Here is a 16,744-nt window from a genome sequence, read left to right on the forward strand (position 1 = left end):
CTCAGCCCTTCTTGAACGCCTTGTTCGACGCCGCCGGCGGCCGCGCCTTCTTCCCGATCGCGGCGACCACGAAGATGGTGATCGCGTACGGCGCCATCTGCAGGAACGCACTCGGGATGGGCGTGCCGAGCGGGGAGAGGAAGTACTGCAGCGAGATCGCGAAGCCGAACATCAGCGAGGCCGCGAACGCGCCGATCGGGGACCAGCGTCCGACGATCAGGGCCGCGATGGCGATGTAGCCCTTGCCCACGCTCATGTCCTTGCCGAACTGCCCGGTGTTGCCGATGGTGAACCACACCCCGCCAAGGCCGGAGAGCAGGCCGGAGTAGAACAGGTTGCGGTAGCGCAGTCCCAGCACCTTGATGCCGACGGTGTCGGCGGCCAGCGGGTGCTCGCCGACCGCGCGGGTGCGCAGGCCCCAGCGGGTCTGGTAGAGCATGTACCACAGCAGCGGGACGATCAGGAACGCCGCGTAGAACACGATGTTCTGGTCGAACAGCTGCCCGATCACCGGAATCGAGGCCAGGCCGGGGATGCGCCAGGTCTGGAACAGCGGCGGGTTGTTGTACTCGGCCTGGTTGGTGGCCATCAGCCGGTCGTAGAAGAACCCGGTCAGGCCCGAGGCCAGCACGTTGACCACGACGCCGAGCACGACCTGCTCGATCAGGTAGCGGTTGGCGAAGAAGGCCAGCAGCATGCTCATCGCCGCGCCCGCGGCCATGCCGGCCACCAGGCCCACCCAGACGTTCCCGGTCATCGAGGCGGTCAGCGCGGCGGTGAACGCGCCGGCCAGGAACTGCCCCTCCACCGCGATGTTGACCACGCCGGAACGCTCGGCCAGCAGCGCGCTCATCGAGCCGAGCACCAGCGGCACCGTGGCAAGCGCGGTCTGCAGCACGATGTTGGGCACCGGCAGCCCGGAGGACTGCCCGGCCGCCGCCCACACCAGGAAGGCCAGCACCATCGCGACGAAGTAGACCCCGGCGATCCAGCGCCGCGCCTTCTTGGTCACCGGCGCGAACGCGGTCACCAGCCCGCACCCGATGGCCAGGGCGCTGAGGCCGAGCGCGAAGCCCTGGGCCGGGAGCGAGAGCTGATACGTCCCGGGGTTCTGGCCGAATCCGAACAGCGTGCGCACGCCGGAGCCGGTGCGCGGGCCGAGGCCGAAGGCCCAGATCGCGAAGATGCCGACGGCGGCCTGCGCCAGCCCGGAGGTCAGCTTCGTGCGGTCCTTCGCCGTCTGCGCGATCTCGGCGTGCGGGGTGACGGTGGCGGTGGTCACGCGGCGGCTCCAGCGATAGCGGCGTCGCGGGAACGAAGCCGGAAGATCTCCTTGACCAGCTGCGGGGCGGAGACGAAGATCACGATCAGGGCCTCGATGACGCTGATGATGTCGGTGGAGATCCCGTCGTTCGCCTGCATCACCGAGGCGCCCGCCTGGAACGCGCCGTAGAGCAGGGCCGCCCAGACCACGCCCCAGGGCTTGGTCCGGCCGAGCAGCGCCACGGTGATCGCGTTGAAGCCGAGCCCGGCGTCGATGTTCGGGCTCAGCGAGTTGTTGTTGGGGTTGTTCAGGCCCAGCACCTGGGTCACCCCGATCAGGCCCATCAGGCCGCCGGAGATGACCATCGCCCAGATCTGCACCCGGCCCACGCTGATGCCGTTGGTCCGGGCCGCGGCCGGGTTCAGGCCCACCGCGCGGATCTCGAAGCCCAGCTTGGAGCGGCGGAAGAACCAGGCCACCAGGGCCGTGGCCACCAGCGCGAGCACGAGGCCGAAGTCGGTGTTGAGGGACGGGCCGAACAGGTGCGGCAGGATCGCGTTCGGCCCGGCCGGCTTGGACAGCGACTGCCCCGCCTTGGTCGGGTCGTGGAACGCCGTGGTGGTCAGCAGATAGTTCGACAGGAAGAAGAACATGATGTAGTTGAGCATGATCGTCACGACCACCTCGTGCGCCCCGCGCCTGGCCTTGAGCCAGCCGACCAGGGCGCCGAGCACCACGCCGCCGACGATACCGCCGAGCACCGCCACGATCAGCTGCAGCGCGCCGGGCAGGCCGGTCCAGGCGAAGGCCACGTAGGTGGTCAGGATCGCGCCGGAGATCGTCATGGCCTGGCCGCCGATGTTGAACATGCCGCCGCGGAAGGCCACCGTCACGGCCAGGCCGCCGAATATCAGCGGGGTGGCGTCCTCGAGCGTGCTGGTGATCGGCCCGAAGAACTGCGACGGGGTGCCGTGGACGAAGGCCGGGTTGAACACCGAGCCCTTGAACAGGTCCGCGTACCCGTTGGCCACGTCGTGCCAGGCGGTGTCGAAGAAGTCGGTCGGCCGGGAGAAGAAGTAGCCGAGCTGACCCATCGCCACCGGGTCGGAGACGATGATCAGGATCGCGCCAACCAGCAGGGCCAACAGGATCGCGAGCACCGTCACCAGCGGCGTGCTCTGCGCCGTGAAGACGTTGCGCACCAGCCGCCCCCAGTTGGAGGGCTCGGTGTCCGGGTTGTCGGGCTCGGCGGCCGTGTTCTCGGGCAGGGCGTCCGTGTTCTCGGGCAGGGCGTCCGGCTTCGGGGCGTCCTTGGGATCCTGGGTCGTCACGCGTCCTCACCGTCCGAGGGTTCCGTGGGGTTTTCCGTGCCGGACCCCGGGGCGGCGTCCGCCTCCCCGTCCGTCCGGGCGATACCGGCCATCAGCAGGCCGATCTGCTCGCGCGGGGTGTCCGGCGAAACGGTGTCCACGATCTTGCCGCGGTACATCACCGCGATCTTGTCCGAGAGCGCGATCACCTCGTCGAGCTCGGTGGAGACCACCACCACCGGGCGCCCGAGGTCGCGTTCGGCCACGATCCGCTTGTGGATGAACTCCATCGCGCCGACGTCCACGCCGCGGGTGGGCTGCGAAGCCACCAGCAGGTTCAGCGGCCGGGACATCTCCCGGGCCACCACCACCTTCTGCTGGTTTCCGCCGGAGAGCTTGCCGGCCGGGTGTCGCGGGTCGGCCGGGCGGATGTCGAACTCGGCGATGCGGTCCTTGGCGTTGCGCTCCACCTCGCCGAGGTCGACCGAAAGGCCGCGGCCGAAAGGCGCCCGGTGGTAGAGGTCGAGCACCAGGTTCTCGGCCACGGTGAACTCGCCCACCACGCCGTCGTGCCCGCGATCCTCCGGAATGAAGCCGACGCCCGCGTCGAGTACCGCGCGCGGATCGCGGCCGAGCAGTTCCTCGCCCTTGAGCTTGACCGAGCCGGACTCGACCGGGACGAGGCCCAAGATGGCGTCGGCGAGCTCGGACTGCCCGTTGCCCTGCACCCCGGCGATGCCGAGGATCTCGCCGCCGCGCACGGTGAACGAGACGTCGTCCACGGCCGCGTTCCCGTGTACGTCACGGATCGTCAGGCCGCTCACCACGAGGCCCTCGGCGCCCGGCGTCGACGGGGTCTTACTCACCGTCAGCTGCACCGAACGCCCCACCATCATGGCGGCGAGTTCGTCCTGGCTCATGGACGGATCGGCACTGCCGACCACCTTGCCGTGCCGGATCACGGTGATCCGGTCGGCGATCGCCTTGACCTCGCCGAGCTTGTGGGTGATGAAGACGATGGACTTGCCGGCCTTGCGCAGCGCGTCCATGACCTTGAACAGGTCCTCGATCTCCTGCGGGGTGAGCACCGCGGTCGGCTCGTCCAGGATCAGCGTCTGCGCGTCCCGGACCAGGGCCTTGACGATCTCGACGCGCTGCTGCACGCCCACCGCGAGGTCCTCGATCCGGGCGTCCGGGTCCACCGGGAGGCCGAACTGCTCGGAGATCTCCTTGACCTTGCGCCGCGCGGTGCGGTGGTCCAGGACGTTCAACGGGCCCTTGGCCGTGCCGAGCTGTGCCTCGTCGCCGAGGATAACGTTTTCCGCGACCGTGAAGACGGGGACGAGCATGAAGTGCTGGTGCACCATGCCGATGCCGGCGGCGATGGCGTCGCGCGGTCCGGAGATCTTCCGGGGCTTGCCGTCCACCAGGATCTCGCCCTCGTCCGGCTGGTAGAGCCCGTACAGGACGTTCATCAGAGTGGACTTGCCCGCGCCGTTCTCCCCGAGGAGGCAGTGGATCTCCCCCGGCTCCACGGTCAGGTCGATGTGGTCGTTGGCGACCAGCGACCCGAACCGCTTGGTGATGGAGCGTAATTCCAGACGCACCGCTTCACCCGTCTCTCGCACTTCGGTCTACGTTGACACAGAAAAACACATCCGCCGGGTGCGCAACAGGCTGCGCACCCGGCGGGGTGAGCGAGCGGCCGGACTACGGGGTCGGCTGGCTCGTCGAGGTGATCTTGATGGTGCCGTTGATGATGCCCTGCTTCACCGTGTCGAGCTCGGTCTGCAGCGCGGTCGGCACCTTCGAGGCCCAGTCGTGGAACGGGGCGAGGCCGGTGCCGCCGTTGGCCAGCGTGCCGATGTACGAGGTCGAGGTGAACTTGCCGTCGAAGGCGTCGGTGACCGAGGTGTTCACCGCGGTGGCTATGCCCTTGGTGACCGAGGTCAGGATCGAGGAGCAGTAGGTGGAGTTGGACAGGCAGCCGTCGTCGTCGACCCAGATCGCGTTCATCTTGCCGCCGCTGGCCGCCGCGGCCTGCAGCGCGCCGATGCCGGTGCCGCCGGCCACCGGGAAGACGATGTCCGCACCCTGGCTCTGGAAGGTCTGGGCGATCTGCTTGCCGCCGGCCTGGTCGCCGAAGGGGTTGGCCGAGGTGTCGAAGGTGCCCTGCTGGGTCTTCTCGTTCCAGCCGAGGACCTGCACGCTCGTGTGGTGCTGCGCGTTGTAGTACTGCACGCCCTCCCAGAAGCCGTCCATGTAGACGGTGACGGTCGGGTACTTGGCGCCGCCGAAGGTGGCCACCTTGCCGGTGTGGGTCATGCCCGCGGCGAAGTAGCCGCCGAGGAAGGCGCCCTGCGCGGTGTTGAACTGCAGGCCCTGGATGTGGCTGCCGGAGGAGGTGTTGTCCACGATCGCGTACTGCTGGCTCGTGTTCTTCTTCGCCGAGGCGGTGGTGGCGTCGGCCATCGCGAAGCCCACCGTGACGATGAACTTGCAGCCCTTGGACACCAGCGAGGAGATGTTGCTGGTGTAGTCGTTCTCCGTGTTCGACTGGACGTAGGAGACCGCGATCTTGCCGCCCGAGGCCTTGGCCGCGTCCTGCATTCCGGCCCACGACTCGGCATTGAACGAGTGGTCGTCGATGCCTCCGGTGTCGGTCACCATGCACGCACTCCACGCCGCGGCGGAGGCGGTACTACCGCTGCCGGACGAAGTCGAGACCGGCGCGGATCCACACGCCGAGGCCGCGAGGCCGACCGCCGCGAGCGCGGCGCCGAGCTTGAGCGACTTCTTCACTCTGATGCCTCCTGAGTACGGCCCAACGCCCCGGCCCGAGGGGGCTGTCGCACGACGCTGGGAAACCTGAGAGAAGTGTTGGCCGAGTCCGACCACGAGCAGAGGATAGATCCCAGGACCATTCGATTTGGGGGGTTCCTCCGGATGTGTACGGAACGAGATGGCTCCGGTGGAAAGTCGAGATGAATCCGTGATGCACAGCACGCTCCCGCGACGGATTTCACCACAACCCGCGAGCATTCCTGCACGAATGGTGCCCTCGGAGGGCGCTCACGGCCTCGGCTCGGAAAACGTTACCAAGAGGTGTCTCGCACGGATAGCCCCGGAAGGCCGCACATGGCCGCCAGGCGTCGGATCGACCCGGTACTGCGGAATCGTGAATGCCCGTCAGAAGGGAGGTGGGCGAGGCGGGAGGTGCGGCCGGCGGTCAGTATGCGCGCATCCACACCGAAATGCTCCGCATATGCGAGTTCGTCGATATGTGCCCAGGGAGAACCTTTGCCGCGGACCGCGCGCGGCCGATTCCGATGAATCGGTATATAAGGGATGAATCAGTACAGAGATTCGGCGGCCCGACCGACTACCACGCGCGGGCCCCGTGCCCCGCGCCGCCTACCCGATCCCCCCGCACCCCCGTGCGGCCGTACTCGAAGAGCGGCCTTACTCGGCGCGCGCTCAGCCCATCGCGAGTTCGGTGAAGAACCGCACGCCCACGCCGATCGCCGACTCGTCCGCGAGGAAGCTGGGCTGGTGCAGGTCGCGCTGCACCGTGTCGCCGGGGGTGCGCACCCCGAGGCGGACCATGGCGCCGGGGACGTGGCGCAGGTACCAGGAGAAGTCCTCGCCGCCAAGGGACTGCTCGATCGCGACGACGTTCTCCGGGCCGCACACCAGCCCGGCGGCCGTGCGCATGTCCTCGATCGTGGCCTCGTCGTTGACCACCGGCGGCACCCCGCGCACGTAGTCCAGCTCCGTCTTCGCGCCGTAGACCGAGGCGATGGAGTCGACCAGCTCGAGCACCAGGTCGGGCGCGTCGGCCCAGGCCCGCTCGTCCATGCAGCGCACCGTCCCGTGCGCCTCGCCGGCCTGCGGGATCGCGTTCGGGGCCTGGCCCGCGTTGATCGAGCCCCACACCAGCGAGAGTCCGTGCCGCGGGTCCACCCGGCGCGAGAGCGCGGCGGGCAGTTCGGTGACCAGGTGCGCGAGCGCGTGTACGAGGTCCACCGTGAGCTGCGGGCGCGAGGTGTGCCCGCCCGGGCCGGACAGGCGCACCGCGAGCTTGTCGCAGGCGGCGGTGAGCGGGCCGATGCGCAGGCCCACCTTGCCCGCGTCCACCTTCGGGTCGCAGTGCAGCGACACGACCCGGCCGACGCCCTCGAGCGCGCCCGCCGCGACCATGTCCAGCGCGCCGCCGGGCATGGCCTCCTCGCTCGGCTGGAAGATCAGCCGCACCGGCGGCACCGCCGCGCCCCGGGCCGCCGCCTCGGCCAGCGCGAGCCCGGTGCCGAGCACCACGGTGGTGTGGATGTCGTGGCCGCAGGCATGCGAGACCCCGTCGCTGACCGAGCGGAAGGGCAGGCCGGGCGCCTCCTGGATGGGCAGCGCGTCGAGGTCGGCCCGGATGGCCAGGCGGCCGGGAAAGGAAAGGTGCCCCGGACCCTGGCCCGGGCGCGCGCCGATGTCGCAGATCAGGCCGGTCCCGGTGGGCAGCACCCGCGGCTCGAGCCCTGCCTCGCGCAGCCGCTCGGCCACCAGGGCCGTGCTGCGCTGTTCCTGGCGGGCGAGCTCCGGGTGGGCGTGCAGATCGCGGCGGATCTCGATGAGCTCGGCGATACGCGCGGGGGTCAGTGCGCTCGTGGAGTACACGGGCGCGGGGTGATACGGGACAGCAAGGTTCCTGACCATTCCCCAACGGTAGACCCGTCAATCCCGTCTGCGACGCGTTTTTGCTCCCAGTTGACCCCTCCGGGGGCCACAAATGATCCGACCGGACTATGCCGCGCCCGGGGCGCGCCACCGCAATGCACCCTCGGGTGCACCGAGTGCGCCCGGGTCACCGAGGGTAACGGATACGCAGGGCGGGAACGGACTATCCGTAACCGTTCACGCACACAAACGGGAGGGTTCATGACGCAATCGACCACACCGCAGGAGGCCGCCTGCGGCTGCACCGGTCGCGGTTGCAGCTGCAACCCGTGCCGCTGCAACCCCTGCGGCTGCGGCGCGCACAAGCAGGACGTCCGGATCGAGCGGGTACCCGAGCGCACCCCCGCGAGCTGACCCGCCCAGGCACGCCGTCTACCGCGGAGAGCGGCCTCCGGTCTGACCGGCGCTCGGACTCGGCTCCGCCGCGCCCCCGATCGCGCTGCTCTCCGCTCCATTCCCCTTGCCTCCGATTGCCCGGCCCCGGCCCCGGCGACGGGCCTCAGACGCTCGAGCCGGCGCCGGCCGCCGACCCGAAGGCCTGCTGCACCTTCGCGTCCGCCTGCTTGAACACCGCGATCGCCTGCTGCTGCGAGCTGCCCTCGATCTGCAGGAAGATATAGCCGAGCTCGACCTGCCCGGCCTGGTCGATCGCCAGGTCCCCGTTGATCTGCACGCCGTTGTAGTCGCCGGACAGCCGCACCGCCGTCGACCCGGCCACGCCGAGGTTCACCGGCGTCATGGCGAGCTTGAGCGGCGCTCCCCCGGCGTTCACGGTCATGCTCTTGCAACTGGTCAGCGCGGCCTTGTCGCGCGCGTAGTCCGCGTGCAGGGTCGAGGCGGGCGCGGTCACCAGCGCCTCGCTCAGGAACGGCCCGAGCTGCCCGACCTGGTACGTCTCGGACTGCACCGTCCGGTCGCCCGCCGTGGTGGCGTTGAGCAGGCTGCTCAGCTCGGGGCAGCCGGTGACGGTCGATCCGCCGCCGCCACCGCCGGAGCTCGGGGGCGAGGAGGGCACCGGCGTGTAGCTGGGCCCGAGATCCTGCTGCGAGAGCAAGGCCGCCTTCAGCTGCGACGCCGTCGGCTCACCGGCGGACAGACCCACTCCCGCCGCCGCCCCAGCGCCGGTGAACCCGGTGGTCAAGGTCGTACACAGCAGCCCGCAGGCCCCCGCCGCCAGCGTGAGCGTCGTCCACCGCGCGTGCGCGCCCGTGCCTCGTGCGCTTACCGAATGCGTGCGTGCCGGTCCTCGCATACTGATCGCTCCAGACTGCCACCCGCGTGGGGCGCGGCTGCACCCCCTGCGGGCGGCTGACCGTGACAGCTGCGTGTCAACCTCACGCTAACACCGAAAAGACCAACCGGCCGCTGGGCGCATCAGCCCAGCTCAGAAGGCGTCCCGCGGTACGTACGTGCCCCACACCGCGCGCAGCGCGTGCGAGACCTCGCCGACCGTGGCGCAGGCGCGCAGCGCCTCCTTCATCGGGTAGAGCACGTTCTCGCTGCCCTCGGCCGCGCGCTTGACCTCGTCGAGGGCGCGGGTGACCTCGCCGGCGGACCGGGCCGCCCTGAGCTTGGCCAGGCGCTCGGTCTGCTGCTCGCCGATGGTCGGGTCCACCCGCAGCGGCTCGTACGGCTCCTCCTCGTCGAGGGCGAAGCGGTTCACGCCCACCACCACGCGCTCGCCGCCGTCGATCTCCTGCGTGATCTGATACGCCGAACGCTCGATCTCGGACTTCTGGAAGCCGTGCTCGATCGCCGCGACCGCGCCGCCGAGGTCCTCCACGCGCTGCATCAGAGTCCCTATCTCGGCCTCGAGCGCGTCCGTCATCGACTCCACCACGTACGAGCCGGCGAACGGGTCGACCGTCTTGGTCACGTCCGTCTCGTAGGCGATCACCTGCTGCGTGCGCAGGGCCAGGCGCGCGGCCTTCTCCGTGGGCAGCGCGATGGCCTCGTCGAAGGAGTTCGTGTGCAGCGACTGGGTGCCGCCGAGGACCGCGCCAAGGCCCTGCAGCGCGACCCGGACCAGGTTCACCTCGGGCTGTTGGGCCGTCAGCTGCACCCCGGCGGTCTGCGTGTGGAAGCGCAGCATCTGCGACTTCGGGTCCTTCGCGCCGAACTCCTCGCGCATGACGCGGGCCCAGATCCGCCTGGCCGCGCGGAACTTGGCGACCTCCTCGAGCAGCGTCGTGCGCGCCACGAAGAAGAACGACAGGCGCGGGGCGAACTCGTCCACGTCCAGGCCCGAGGCCACCGCCGCGCGCACGTAGGCGATGCCGTCGGCCAGGGTGAAGGCGACCTCCTGCGCGGGCGAGGCGCCGGCCTCGGCCATGTGGTAGCCGGAGATCGAGATCGTGTTCCACTTCGGGATCTCGTGCTTGCAGTACGCGAACACGTCCGCGACCAGCCGCAGCGAGGGCGCCGGCGGGAAGATGTAGGTCCCGCGGGCGATGTACTCCTTGAGGATGTCGTTCTGGATCGTGCCGGTCAGCTGCCCCGGCTTGACCCCCTGCTCCTCGCCCACGAGCTGGTAGAGCAGCAGCAGGATCGAGGCCGGGGCGTTGATCGTCATCGAGGTGGAGACGCGCTCCAGCGGGATCCCGCCGAACAGCGTCCGCATGTCCTCGATCGAGTCGATCGCCACGCCGACCTTGCCCACCTCGCCCTGCGCGATCGGCTCGTCCGAGTCGTAGCCCATCTGCGTGGGCAGGTCGAAGGCCACCGACAGGCCGGTCGAGCCGTTCGCGATCAGCTGCTTGTACCGGGCGTTGGACTCCGCCGCCGTGCCGAACCCGGCGTACTGACGCATCGTCCAGGGCCGACCGGTGTACATGCTCGGATAGACGCCGCGGGTGAACGGGTAGGCCCCCGGCCGCCCCAGCCGCGCCTGCGGATCCCAGCCCTCGAGCGCCTCGGGGCCGTAGACCGGCTCGATCGGCAGCCCTGACTCGTTGAGCGCAGAAGTCATCGAAGATCCCAATCCGGGCGATATTCGTACGGGTAGGCGCGAGTCGCCTCCCGATTCGACAGCGTACAGATCCGGGGTACCGGGGTGTAACCCCGGTCACTCGACAGGACCCACTGTCGTGCGAATCACACGCCCATGAGATCCACTAGTGGGGAGATTTGTCCGCGATGTCCGGTGCGAGATCGCTCACATAAGCCGCCCGATGGTCATTGGGCCACCCTGTGGGGTGGTTAACCTGACGGCCGACGAGGACGACGATCAGGAAGGGGCAGGGCGGAGCCCATGGCCACTACAACGTCTGGCGCCGGAGCGGGTTCCCGCGCCGGTAAGAGGTCCGGAAAGAAGGGCACGCTCTACCGCGGCCGCGAAGGCATGTGGAGCTGGGTCGCGCACCGGATCACCGGCGTCCTGATCTTCTTCTTCCTGTTCGCGCACGTGCTCGACGCGTCCCTGCTGCGTGTCTCCCAGAGCGACTACAACAGCGTGATCGACACCTACAAGAACCCGATCACGAACTTCCTCGAGTACGGCCTGACCGCCGCGATCGTGTTCCACGCGTTCAACGGCCTGCGCATCATCGCGGTGGACTTCTGGGCCAAGGGCGCCCGCAACCAGAAGAAGCTGCTGTGGTGGGTCGTGGGCGTCTGGGTCGTGCTGATGGCCGGGATGTTCTACCCCATCCTGGCGCACTCGCTGCACCGGATCTTCGGGTACTGAGAGGGACTGCGATCATGACGACGACCCCCGCCATCGAGGCCCCCCGCGCGCCGAAGACCGGCCAGAAGCTGCGCTCGCGCCGCACCTCGCGGGCCGGCCGGACCAACTTCGAGCTCTACAGCTGGCTGTTCATGCGCTTCTCCGGCCTGCTGCTCACCTTCCTCGTCCTCGGTCACCTGTTCATCATGCTCGTGCTCGACGGCGGCGTGGAGAAGATCGACTTCGCCTTCGTGGCCGGACGCTGGGCCTCCCCGTTCTGGCAGATCTGGGACCTGCTCACGCTCTGGCTGGCCACCCTGCACGGCACCAACGGCCTGCGCACCGTCATCAACGACTACGCCGAGCGCAACGGCACCCGGGTCACCCTCAAGACGCTGCTGTACACCGCGTCGATCTGGATGGTGTTCCTCGGCAGCCTCGTCATCTTCACGTTCGACCCCTCCATCAAGGCCTGAGGCGCTCCATGACTGACAGCACTGAGACGACGTACCAGGTCACCCCGCCGAACGTCGGCGGCGACGAGTACAAGTACTCCTACACCGACATGGTCACGGCGCCCTCCACCCGCGGGGCGTTCCAGGTGCACACCTACGACACCGTGATCGTCGGCGCGGGCGGCGGCGGCATGCGCGCGGCCCTCGAGGCCGGCACCCGGTCCCGCACGGCCGTGCTGACCAAGCTCTACCCGACCCGGTCCCACACCGGCGCGGCCCAGGGCGGCATGTGCGCCGCGCTGGCGAACGTCGAGGAGGACAACTGGGAGTGGCACACCTTCGACACGGTCAAGGGCGGCGACTACCTGACCGACCAGGACGCCGCCGAGATCATGTGCAAGGAGGCCATCGACGCGGTCCTCGACCTCGAGAAGATGGGCCTGCCCTTCTCCCGCACCCCCGAGGGCCGGATCGACCAGCGCCGCTTCGGCGGCCACACCCGCGACCACGGCAAGGCGGCCGTGCGCCGCTCCTGCTACGCCGCGGACCGCACCGGCCACATGATCCTCCAGACGCTGTACCAGAACTGCGTCAAGGAGGGCATCGAGTTCTACAACGAGTTCTATGTGCTCGACCTGCTCCTCGGCGAGCCGGGCGAGGACGGCGTGCGCCCGACCGCGGGCGTGGTGGCCTACGAACTGGCGAGCGGTCAGATCCACATCTTCCGGGCCAAGGCCGTGATCTTCGCGACCGGCGGCTTCGGCAAGGTGTTCAAGACCACCTCGAACGCGCACACCCTGACCGGCGACGGCATGGGCATCGTCTGGCGCAAGGGCCTGCCGCTGGAGGACATGGAGTTCTACCAGTTCCACCCCACCGGCCTCGCGGGCCTGGGCATCCTGCTGACCGAGGGCGCGCGCGGCGAGGGCGGCATCCTGCGCAACGCCGACGGCGAGCGGTTCATGGAGCGCTACGCCCCCACCATCAAGGACCTCGCGCCGCGCGACATCGTGGCGCGCTCGATGGTGCTCGAGGTGCGCGAGGGCCGCGGCGCCGGCCCGCACAAGGACTACGTCTACCTGGACCTGACCCACCTCCCGGCGGAGCAGATCGAGGAGAAGCTCCCGGACATCACCGAGTTCGCGCGCACCTACCTGGGCGTGGAGCCGACCACCGAGCTGGTCCCGGTCTACCCGACCGCGCACTACGCGATGGGCGGCGTGCCCACGAACGTGCAGGCGGAGGTGCTGCAGGACAACAACACCGTCGTCCCCGGCCTCTACGCCGCCGGCGAGGTCGCCTGCGTGTCCGTGCACGGCTCGAACCGCCTGGGCACCAACTCGCTGCTCGACATCAACGTCTTCGGCCGCCGGGCCGGCCTGGCCGCCGCCGAGTTCGTCAAGACCGCCCCGCTCGTCCCGATCGCCGAGGACGCGGCCGACGGCGTGGTGGCCATGATCGAGAGCCTGCGCAGCTCCAAGGGCACCGAGAAGGTCGCGGCCATCCGCACCGAGCTGCAGCGCACCATGGACGACAACGCGGGTGTCTACCGCAACGAGCAGACGCTCAAGCAGGCGCTGGAGGACGTCAAGGCCCTGCAGAACCGGTACCGGAACGTCGCGGTGCAGGACAAGGGCAAGCGCTTCAACACGGACCTGCTCGAGGCCGTCGAGCTGGGCTTCCTGCTCGACCTCGCCGAGGTCCTGGTGATCGGCGCGCTGAACCGGAAGGAGTCGCGCGGCGGCCACGCCCGCGAGGACTTCCAGGACCGCGACGACGTGAACTACATGAAGCACACGATGGCGTACCGCGAGGCCAAGGAGGACGGCTCGTACGAGATCCGTCTGGACTGGAAGCCGGTTGTGGTCACCCGTTACCAGCCGATGGTGAGGAAGTACTGATCATGCCCGCCGCAACTTCCGACCCGGAGTTCATGACCATCACCGTCCAGGTCAAGCGGTACGACCCGGACACCGAGACGCACCGCTGGGACGAGTGGCAGGTCCAGGCCCTGCCGACCTGGCGCATCCTCGACGCGCTGCACGAGATCAAGTGGGAGCAGGACGGCACGCTCACCTTCCGCCGCTCCTGCGCCCACGGTGTCTGCGGCTCGGACGCGATGCGCATCAACGGCCGCAACCGGCTGGCCTGCAAGAGCCTGGTCAAGGACCTGAACCCGGCCAAGCCGATCACGGTGGAGCCGATCCAGGGCCTGCCGGTGATCAAGGACCTGGTCGTGGACATGGACCCGTTCCTGCAGGCCTACCGGGACGTCAAGCCGTTCCTCATCGCGCACGGCAACGAGCCGACCAAGGAGCGCCTGCAGAGCCAGAAGGACCGCGACCGCTTCGACGACACGACCAAGTGCATCCTGTGCGCCGCGTGCACGACGAGCTGCCCGGTGTTCTGGACCGACGGCCAGTACTTCGGCCCCGCCGCCATCGTCAACGCCCACCGCTTCATCTTCGACTCCCGCGACGACGCGGCCGAGGAGCGCCTCGAGATCCTCAACGAGCGCGAAGGCGTCTGGCGCTGCCGCACCACCTTCAACTGCACCGAGGCCTGCCCCCGCGGCATCCAGATCACCCAGGCGATCGCCGAGGTCAAGCGCGCGCTGATCACCCGGCGCGTCTGAGGCCGGTCGGCGTTCGGCGACATCGCGGTATCGCGGGATGTCAGTGTCGAGAGTGCCGAGGAGGGCCCCGGCAGGGCTGGTGACAGCGCTGCCGGGGCCCTCCTGTGATTCGTGGCGCTCGCGATCCGCGATCCGTTTTGCCCGTGGTCCGTGGTCCATGATCCGTGATCAGGAACGGGGCTTGGTGGCGCGGGTGCGTCGGACTGCCAGGAGTGCGGCGTCATCACCCAGCCGGCCGCCCGCGTACGCGATCAGATCGCGGCGCAGGTGCGCGATGAGCGACTCCGGAGTGCTGCCCGCCCAGCGGGAGGCGCGCTCGGCGAGCGGGTAGAAGACGCCGGCGCTGTTGCGGGCCTCGGTCACCCCGTCCGTGTACAGCAGCAGCATGTCGCTTCCGTCGAACGGGTGGGTCACTTCGACGGGGGTGCTGGGCCCCAGCATCTGAACGCCGAGCGGCGGGGCCGACTCGCCGTCCAGGAGAGTCACCTTGCCTTTGCGCAGCAGGAGCGGCGGGGGGTGGCCGCTGTTGGTGAGCCGGGCGACCGGCTCGTTGTCGGGGATCTCCAGCAGCAGGGCGGTGATGAAGTGCTCGCCGGTCTCGTTGCCGGTGTCGGCGAAGTCCACCAGATAGCGCTGCATGTGCTGGTCCAGGACGCGGGCGAGGTCGGGCAGATCCGGATGCCCCGCTGCGACCAGGCGGAACGCGCTGAGCAGCAGCGCCGCCTCGCCGACCGCGGCCAGACCCTTGCCGCGTACGTCGCCGATCAGGAACCGGGTTCCGCCTTCGGTGCGGGTGGCGGTGTAGACGTCGCCGCCGATCAGGGTCTCGTCCTCGGCCGCGACGTACATGGTGGCGGTCTGAAGCGGTCCGATCCGGGCCGGAAGCGGTCGCAGCAGTGCCCGCTGCGCGGCCTCGGCGACCGACTGCGCCCGCGCCAACTGCTGGGCCTTGCGCTCCCGCACGACCGTGAAGACCACGATCAGCGCGGAAAGGACGGTCAGCGACCCGATCTGCGCCAGGTGGTTCGAGGTCGTCAGCCCCCCGTGGAACACGGCGATGAGCACCTGGGCCACCACCGCCAGAGCCCCGATCGCGGCCGTGGCCCTCGGACTGGCGAAGGAGGAGGAGAGCGCCGGCGCGATCACCAGCAGCGGCCCCAGATGGATGTCGGTGGGCGAGAGGATGTCCGCCAGGCTGATCAGGACGATCAGGGCGATCGGTACCAGAAGCAGGAACCGGCTGCGCGACTCGAATCGCCACTCGCCATCCCACGGCGCCCGAACGTTCATATTCCCACTGTGCTTCGTACCCGCGCTCACCGCACGACGACGTCACTCCATTGCCGCGCCGGCGCCCGCGGCGTGCCGTTCCCCGACCACCGGCGAGCAGGGTTGAACCGGCCGTCGTCCTGCCCGCTCGGACGGTACGCGGGCGGTGCACGGATGGTGCGTCAGACCATGGCAAGCCGGTCGACCAGCAGTTCCACCCTCTGCTCGGCGAACTCCGGTGGCACCCGCCCCGCCCGACTCAACGTGGCCACCCCGTGCAGGGCCGCCCAGAACACCTCGGTGAGCAGGCCCGGGTGCACGCCGTCCCCGGCGACCTGGCCGAGGCATTCCAGCAGGGCGGCGAAGGCGTCCTTCAACGGCTCCGGTGTGTCTTCGTGGGCGAAAGCCAGGCCTGCGTCGAGCTGGAATATGGCGTCGTAGACCGCCGGGTTGTCCTTCGCGAAGTCGAGGTAGGCATGCGCGAGGGCGGTGACCTTGGCACGAGGACCGGACGCGGCCGCAGTCGCGGCCCGCACCGCCACAGCCAGCTCGGCCGCACCCTCGAGAGCGACGGCCCCGATGATCTCGCGCTTGCCGCGGAAATGGCTGTAGAGGACAGGCTGGCTGTACTCGATGCGCTGGGCGAGCTGCCGGGTGGTCACCGCGTCCCAGCCCTGCTGCTCGGCGAGCTCACGGGCCGTCGCCACGATCAGGCGCTCCCGCTCGGCCCGCTCACGCTCCTTGCGTTCCTGTACCGACATAACCCGATCCTAGCACCGCTAGACAACGGAGCGGCAGCAGTACTAGCGTCGCATCAACAGCTAGCAGCGCTAGATAACGGGAGGGTCATCATGCTCACCGCACTCGAGGTCTCCACCACCGTCGTCGTCGGCGTGATGGTGGGGGTGGAGTTCGCCGTCGCCGTCATCCTCAGGCGCATCCTCGACGCCCTGCCCGGCGACGCCGGCCAACTCGGCCACGCCCACGGCGGCCGGATGCTCGGCGCCGTGATGCCGTTCTGGTACATCGGCTCACTCATACTCAGCGCGGCCTGGGCCGCCACCGGATGGCACCATCACGGCACCGCCCTCGTCGTCACCGCCGCCGCCCTGCTGATCCTGAGCGTGATCATGTCGCTCCTGCTACTCGTCCCGATCAACAACCGAAACAAGACCTGGACCCCCGAGACCCGCCCCGCAGACTGGCAGGAGCAACTGAACCGCTGGAATCGCCTCCACTACGTCCGCGTCGCCGTCATCACAGCCGCCTTCGCCCTCCTGGCCACCGCCCTCGCCTAAACCCGCGGCAAAACGACGCAGCCGGCGCCAACCCGTCTACGCCGCAGTCTTGCTAGCGGACACAAAGTGGATCAGACGTTCTCACGCTGCGGCTCAGAAACACCGTCCACCGCCGCCACCC

At 69.3% G+C, this 16,744-nt stretch carries 15 protein-coding genes; 6 read left to right on the forward strand and 9 right to left on the reverse strand.

Features of this window, described 5'->3' with window-relative positions; translation table 11 throughout:
• Position 1 precedes the first annotated feature (1 nt).
• The 5 genes from KDL01_RS12445 to KDL01_RS12465 all read right to left on the reverse strand — a co-directional run bounded on the left by KDL01_RS12445 (position 2) and on the right by KDL01_RS12465 (position 7,281).
• Positions 2-1,282, reverse strand: a complete 1,281-nt coding sequence (locus KDL01_RS12445; protein WP_212528599.1) for an ABC transporter permease — start codon at positions 1,280-1,282, stop codon at positions 2-4.
• Positions 1,279-2,595 (reverse strand): ABC transporter permease, encoded by a 1,317-nt coding sequence (locus KDL01_RS12450; RefSeq protein WP_212528600.1) that lies wholly within the window; start codon positions 2,593-2,595, stop codon positions 1,279-1,281. Before KDL01_RS12450 ends, KDL01_RS12445 begins: the two co-directional genes overlap by 4 nt.
• A complete protein-coding gene (locus tag KDL01_RS12455) occupies positions 2,592-4,181 on the reverse strand; it encodes an ABC transporter ATP-binding protein (RefSeq protein WP_212528601.1) in 1,590 nt (529 codons plus the stop codon). The genes KDL01_RS12450 and KDL01_RS12455 overlap by 4 nt, the downstream gene beginning before the upstream one ends.
• A gap of 103 nt (positions 4,182-4,284) precedes the next feature.
• Positions 4,285-5,376: a BMP family lipoprotein gene (locus tag KDL01_RS12460; protein ID WP_307846268.1), complete on the reverse strand. Its 1,092-nt coding sequence runs from the start codon at positions 5,374-5,376 to the stop codon at positions 4,285-4,287.
• Between the two features lie 675 nt (positions 5,377-6,051).
• Positions 6,052-7,281: an amidohydrolase gene (locus tag KDL01_RS12465; protein WP_212528603.1), complete on the reverse strand. Its 1,230-nt coding sequence runs from the start codon at positions 7,279-7,281 to the stop codon at positions 6,052-6,054.
• A 222-nt stretch (positions 7,282-7,503) separates the two neighbouring features.
• On the opposite strand from KDL01_RS12465, the gene KDL01_RS12470 reads away from it, so the two are divergent.
• Entirely contained in the window at positions 7,504-7,656 is a 153-nt protein-coding gene (locus tag KDL01_RS12470) for a hypothetical protein (RefSeq protein WP_212528604.1), read from the forward strand.
• A gap of 145 nt (positions 7,657-7,801) precedes the next feature.
• Here the strand turns inward: KDL01_RS12470 and KDL01_RS12475 are convergent, their stop codons facing one another.
• Entirely contained in the window at positions 7,802-8,443 is a 642-nt protein-coding gene (locus tag KDL01_RS12475; RefSeq protein ID WP_212528605.1) for a hypothetical protein, read from the reverse strand.
• A gap of 243 nt (positions 8,444-8,686) precedes the next feature.
• Positions 8,687-10,270: an acyl-CoA mutase large subunit family protein gene (locus KDL01_RS12480; protein ID WP_212528606.1), complete on the reverse strand. Its 1,584-nt coding sequence runs from the start codon at positions 10,268-10,270 to the stop codon at positions 8,687-8,689.
• 282 nt (positions 10,271-10,552) lie between these two features.
• On the opposite strand from KDL01_RS12480, the gene sdhC reads away from it, so the two are divergent.
• From sdhC to KDL01_RS12500, 4 genes are all read left to right on the forward strand, one after another.
• On the forward strand, positions 10,553-10,987 hold the full coding sequence (sdhC, locus tag KDL01_RS12485) for a succinate dehydrogenase, cytochrome b556 subunit (protein WP_212528607.1): 435 nt from the start codon (positions 10,553-10,555) through the stop codon (positions 10,985-10,987).
• A 14-nt stretch (positions 10,988-11,001) separates the two neighbouring features.
• Complete coding sequence (locus KDL01_RS12490; RefSeq protein ID WP_212528608.1) at positions 11,002-11,442, forward strand: succinate dehydrogenase hydrophobic membrane anchor subunit; 441 nt, start codon at positions 11,002-11,004, stop codon at positions 11,440-11,442.
• An 89-nt stretch (positions 11,443-11,531) separates the two neighbouring features.
• A complete protein-coding gene (gene sdhA, locus KDL01_RS12495) occupies positions 11,532-13,322 on the forward strand; it encodes a succinate dehydrogenase flavoprotein subunit (protein WP_212528614.1) in 1,791 nt (596 codons plus the stop codon).
• A 2-nt stretch (positions 13,323-13,324) separates the two neighbouring features.
• Positions 13,325-14,056: a succinate dehydrogenase iron-sulfur subunit gene (locus KDL01_RS12500; RefSeq protein WP_212528609.1), complete on the forward strand. Its 732-nt coding sequence runs from the start codon at positions 13,325-13,327 to the stop codon at positions 14,054-14,056.
• A 168-nt stretch (positions 14,057-14,224) separates the two neighbouring features.
• On the opposite strand, the gene KDL01_RS12505 is transcribed toward KDL01_RS12500, so the two are convergent.
• Both KDL01_RS12505 and KDL01_RS12510 read right to left on the reverse strand, forming a co-directional pair.
• Positions 14,225-15,346: a PP2C family protein-serine/threonine phosphatase gene (locus tag KDL01_RS12505; RefSeq protein ID WP_212528610.1), complete on the reverse strand. Its 1,122-nt coding sequence runs from the start codon at positions 15,344-15,346 to the stop codon at positions 14,225-14,227.
• A gap of 161 nt (positions 15,347-15,507) precedes the next feature.
• Positions 15,508-16,086 (reverse strand): TetR/AcrR family transcriptional regulator, encoded by a 579-nt coding sequence (locus KDL01_RS12510; protein ID WP_212528611.1) that lies wholly within the window; start codon positions 16,084-16,086, stop codon positions 15,508-15,510.
• A 90-nt stretch (positions 16,087-16,176) separates the two neighbouring features.
• Between KDL01_RS12510 and KDL01_RS12515 the strand changes: the two genes are divergently transcribed.
• Complete coding sequence (locus tag KDL01_RS12515; RefSeq protein ID WP_212528612.1) at positions 16,177-16,623, forward strand: anthrone oxygenase family protein; 447 nt, start codon at positions 16,177-16,179, stop codon at positions 16,621-16,623.
• Positions 16,624-16,744: the final 121 nt, after the last annotated feature.

The organism is Actinospica durhamensis, from assembly GCF_018139695.1.
In the GTDB taxonomy this organism is placed as follows: domain Bacteria; phylum Actinomycetota; class Actinomycetes; order Streptomycetales; family Catenulisporaceae; genus Actinospica; species Actinospica durhamensis.

Bases quoted from the DNA above. Each gene is read 5' to 3' on its own strand.
- KDL01_RS12465 (WP_212528603.1), bottom strand. From the start codon at position 7,281: ATGGTCAGGAACCTTGCTGTCCCGTATCACCCCGCGCCCGTGTACTCC.
- KDL01_RS12470 (WP_212528604.1), top strand. From the start codon at position 7,504: ATGACGCAATCGACCACACCGCAGGAGGCCGCCTGCGGCTGCACCGGT.
- KDL01_RS12480 (WP_212528606.1), bottom strand. From the start codon at position 10,270: ATGACTTCTGCGCTCAACGAGTCAGGGCTGCCGATCGAGCCGGTCTAC.
- sdhC (WP_212528607.1), top strand. From the start codon at position 10,553: ATGGCCACTACAACGTCTGGCGCCGGAGCGGGTTCCCGCGCCGGTAAG.
- KDL01_RS12490 (WP_212528608.1), top strand. From the start codon at position 11,002: ATGACGACGACCCCCGCCATCGAGGCCCCCCGCGCGCCGAAGACCGGC.
- sdhA (WP_212528614.1), top strand. From the start codon at position 11,532: ATGGTCACGGCGCCCTCCACCCGCGGGGCGTTCCAGGTGCACACCTAC.
- KDL01_RS12500 (WP_212528609.1), top strand. From the start codon at position 13,325: ATGCCCGCCGCAACTTCCGACCCGGAGTTCATGACCATCACCGTCCAG.
- KDL01_RS12505 (WP_212528610.1), bottom strand. From the start codon at position 15,346: ATGAACGTTCGGGCGCCGTGGGATGGCGAGTGGCGATTCGAGTCGCGC.
- KDL01_RS12510 (WP_212528611.1), bottom strand. From the start codon at position 16,086: ATGTCGGTACAGGAACGCAAGGAGCGTGAGCGGGCCGAGCGGGAGCGC.
- KDL01_RS12515 (WP_212528612.1), top strand. From the start codon at position 16,177: ATGCTCACCGCACTCGAGGTCTCCACCACCGTCGTCGTCGGCGTGATG.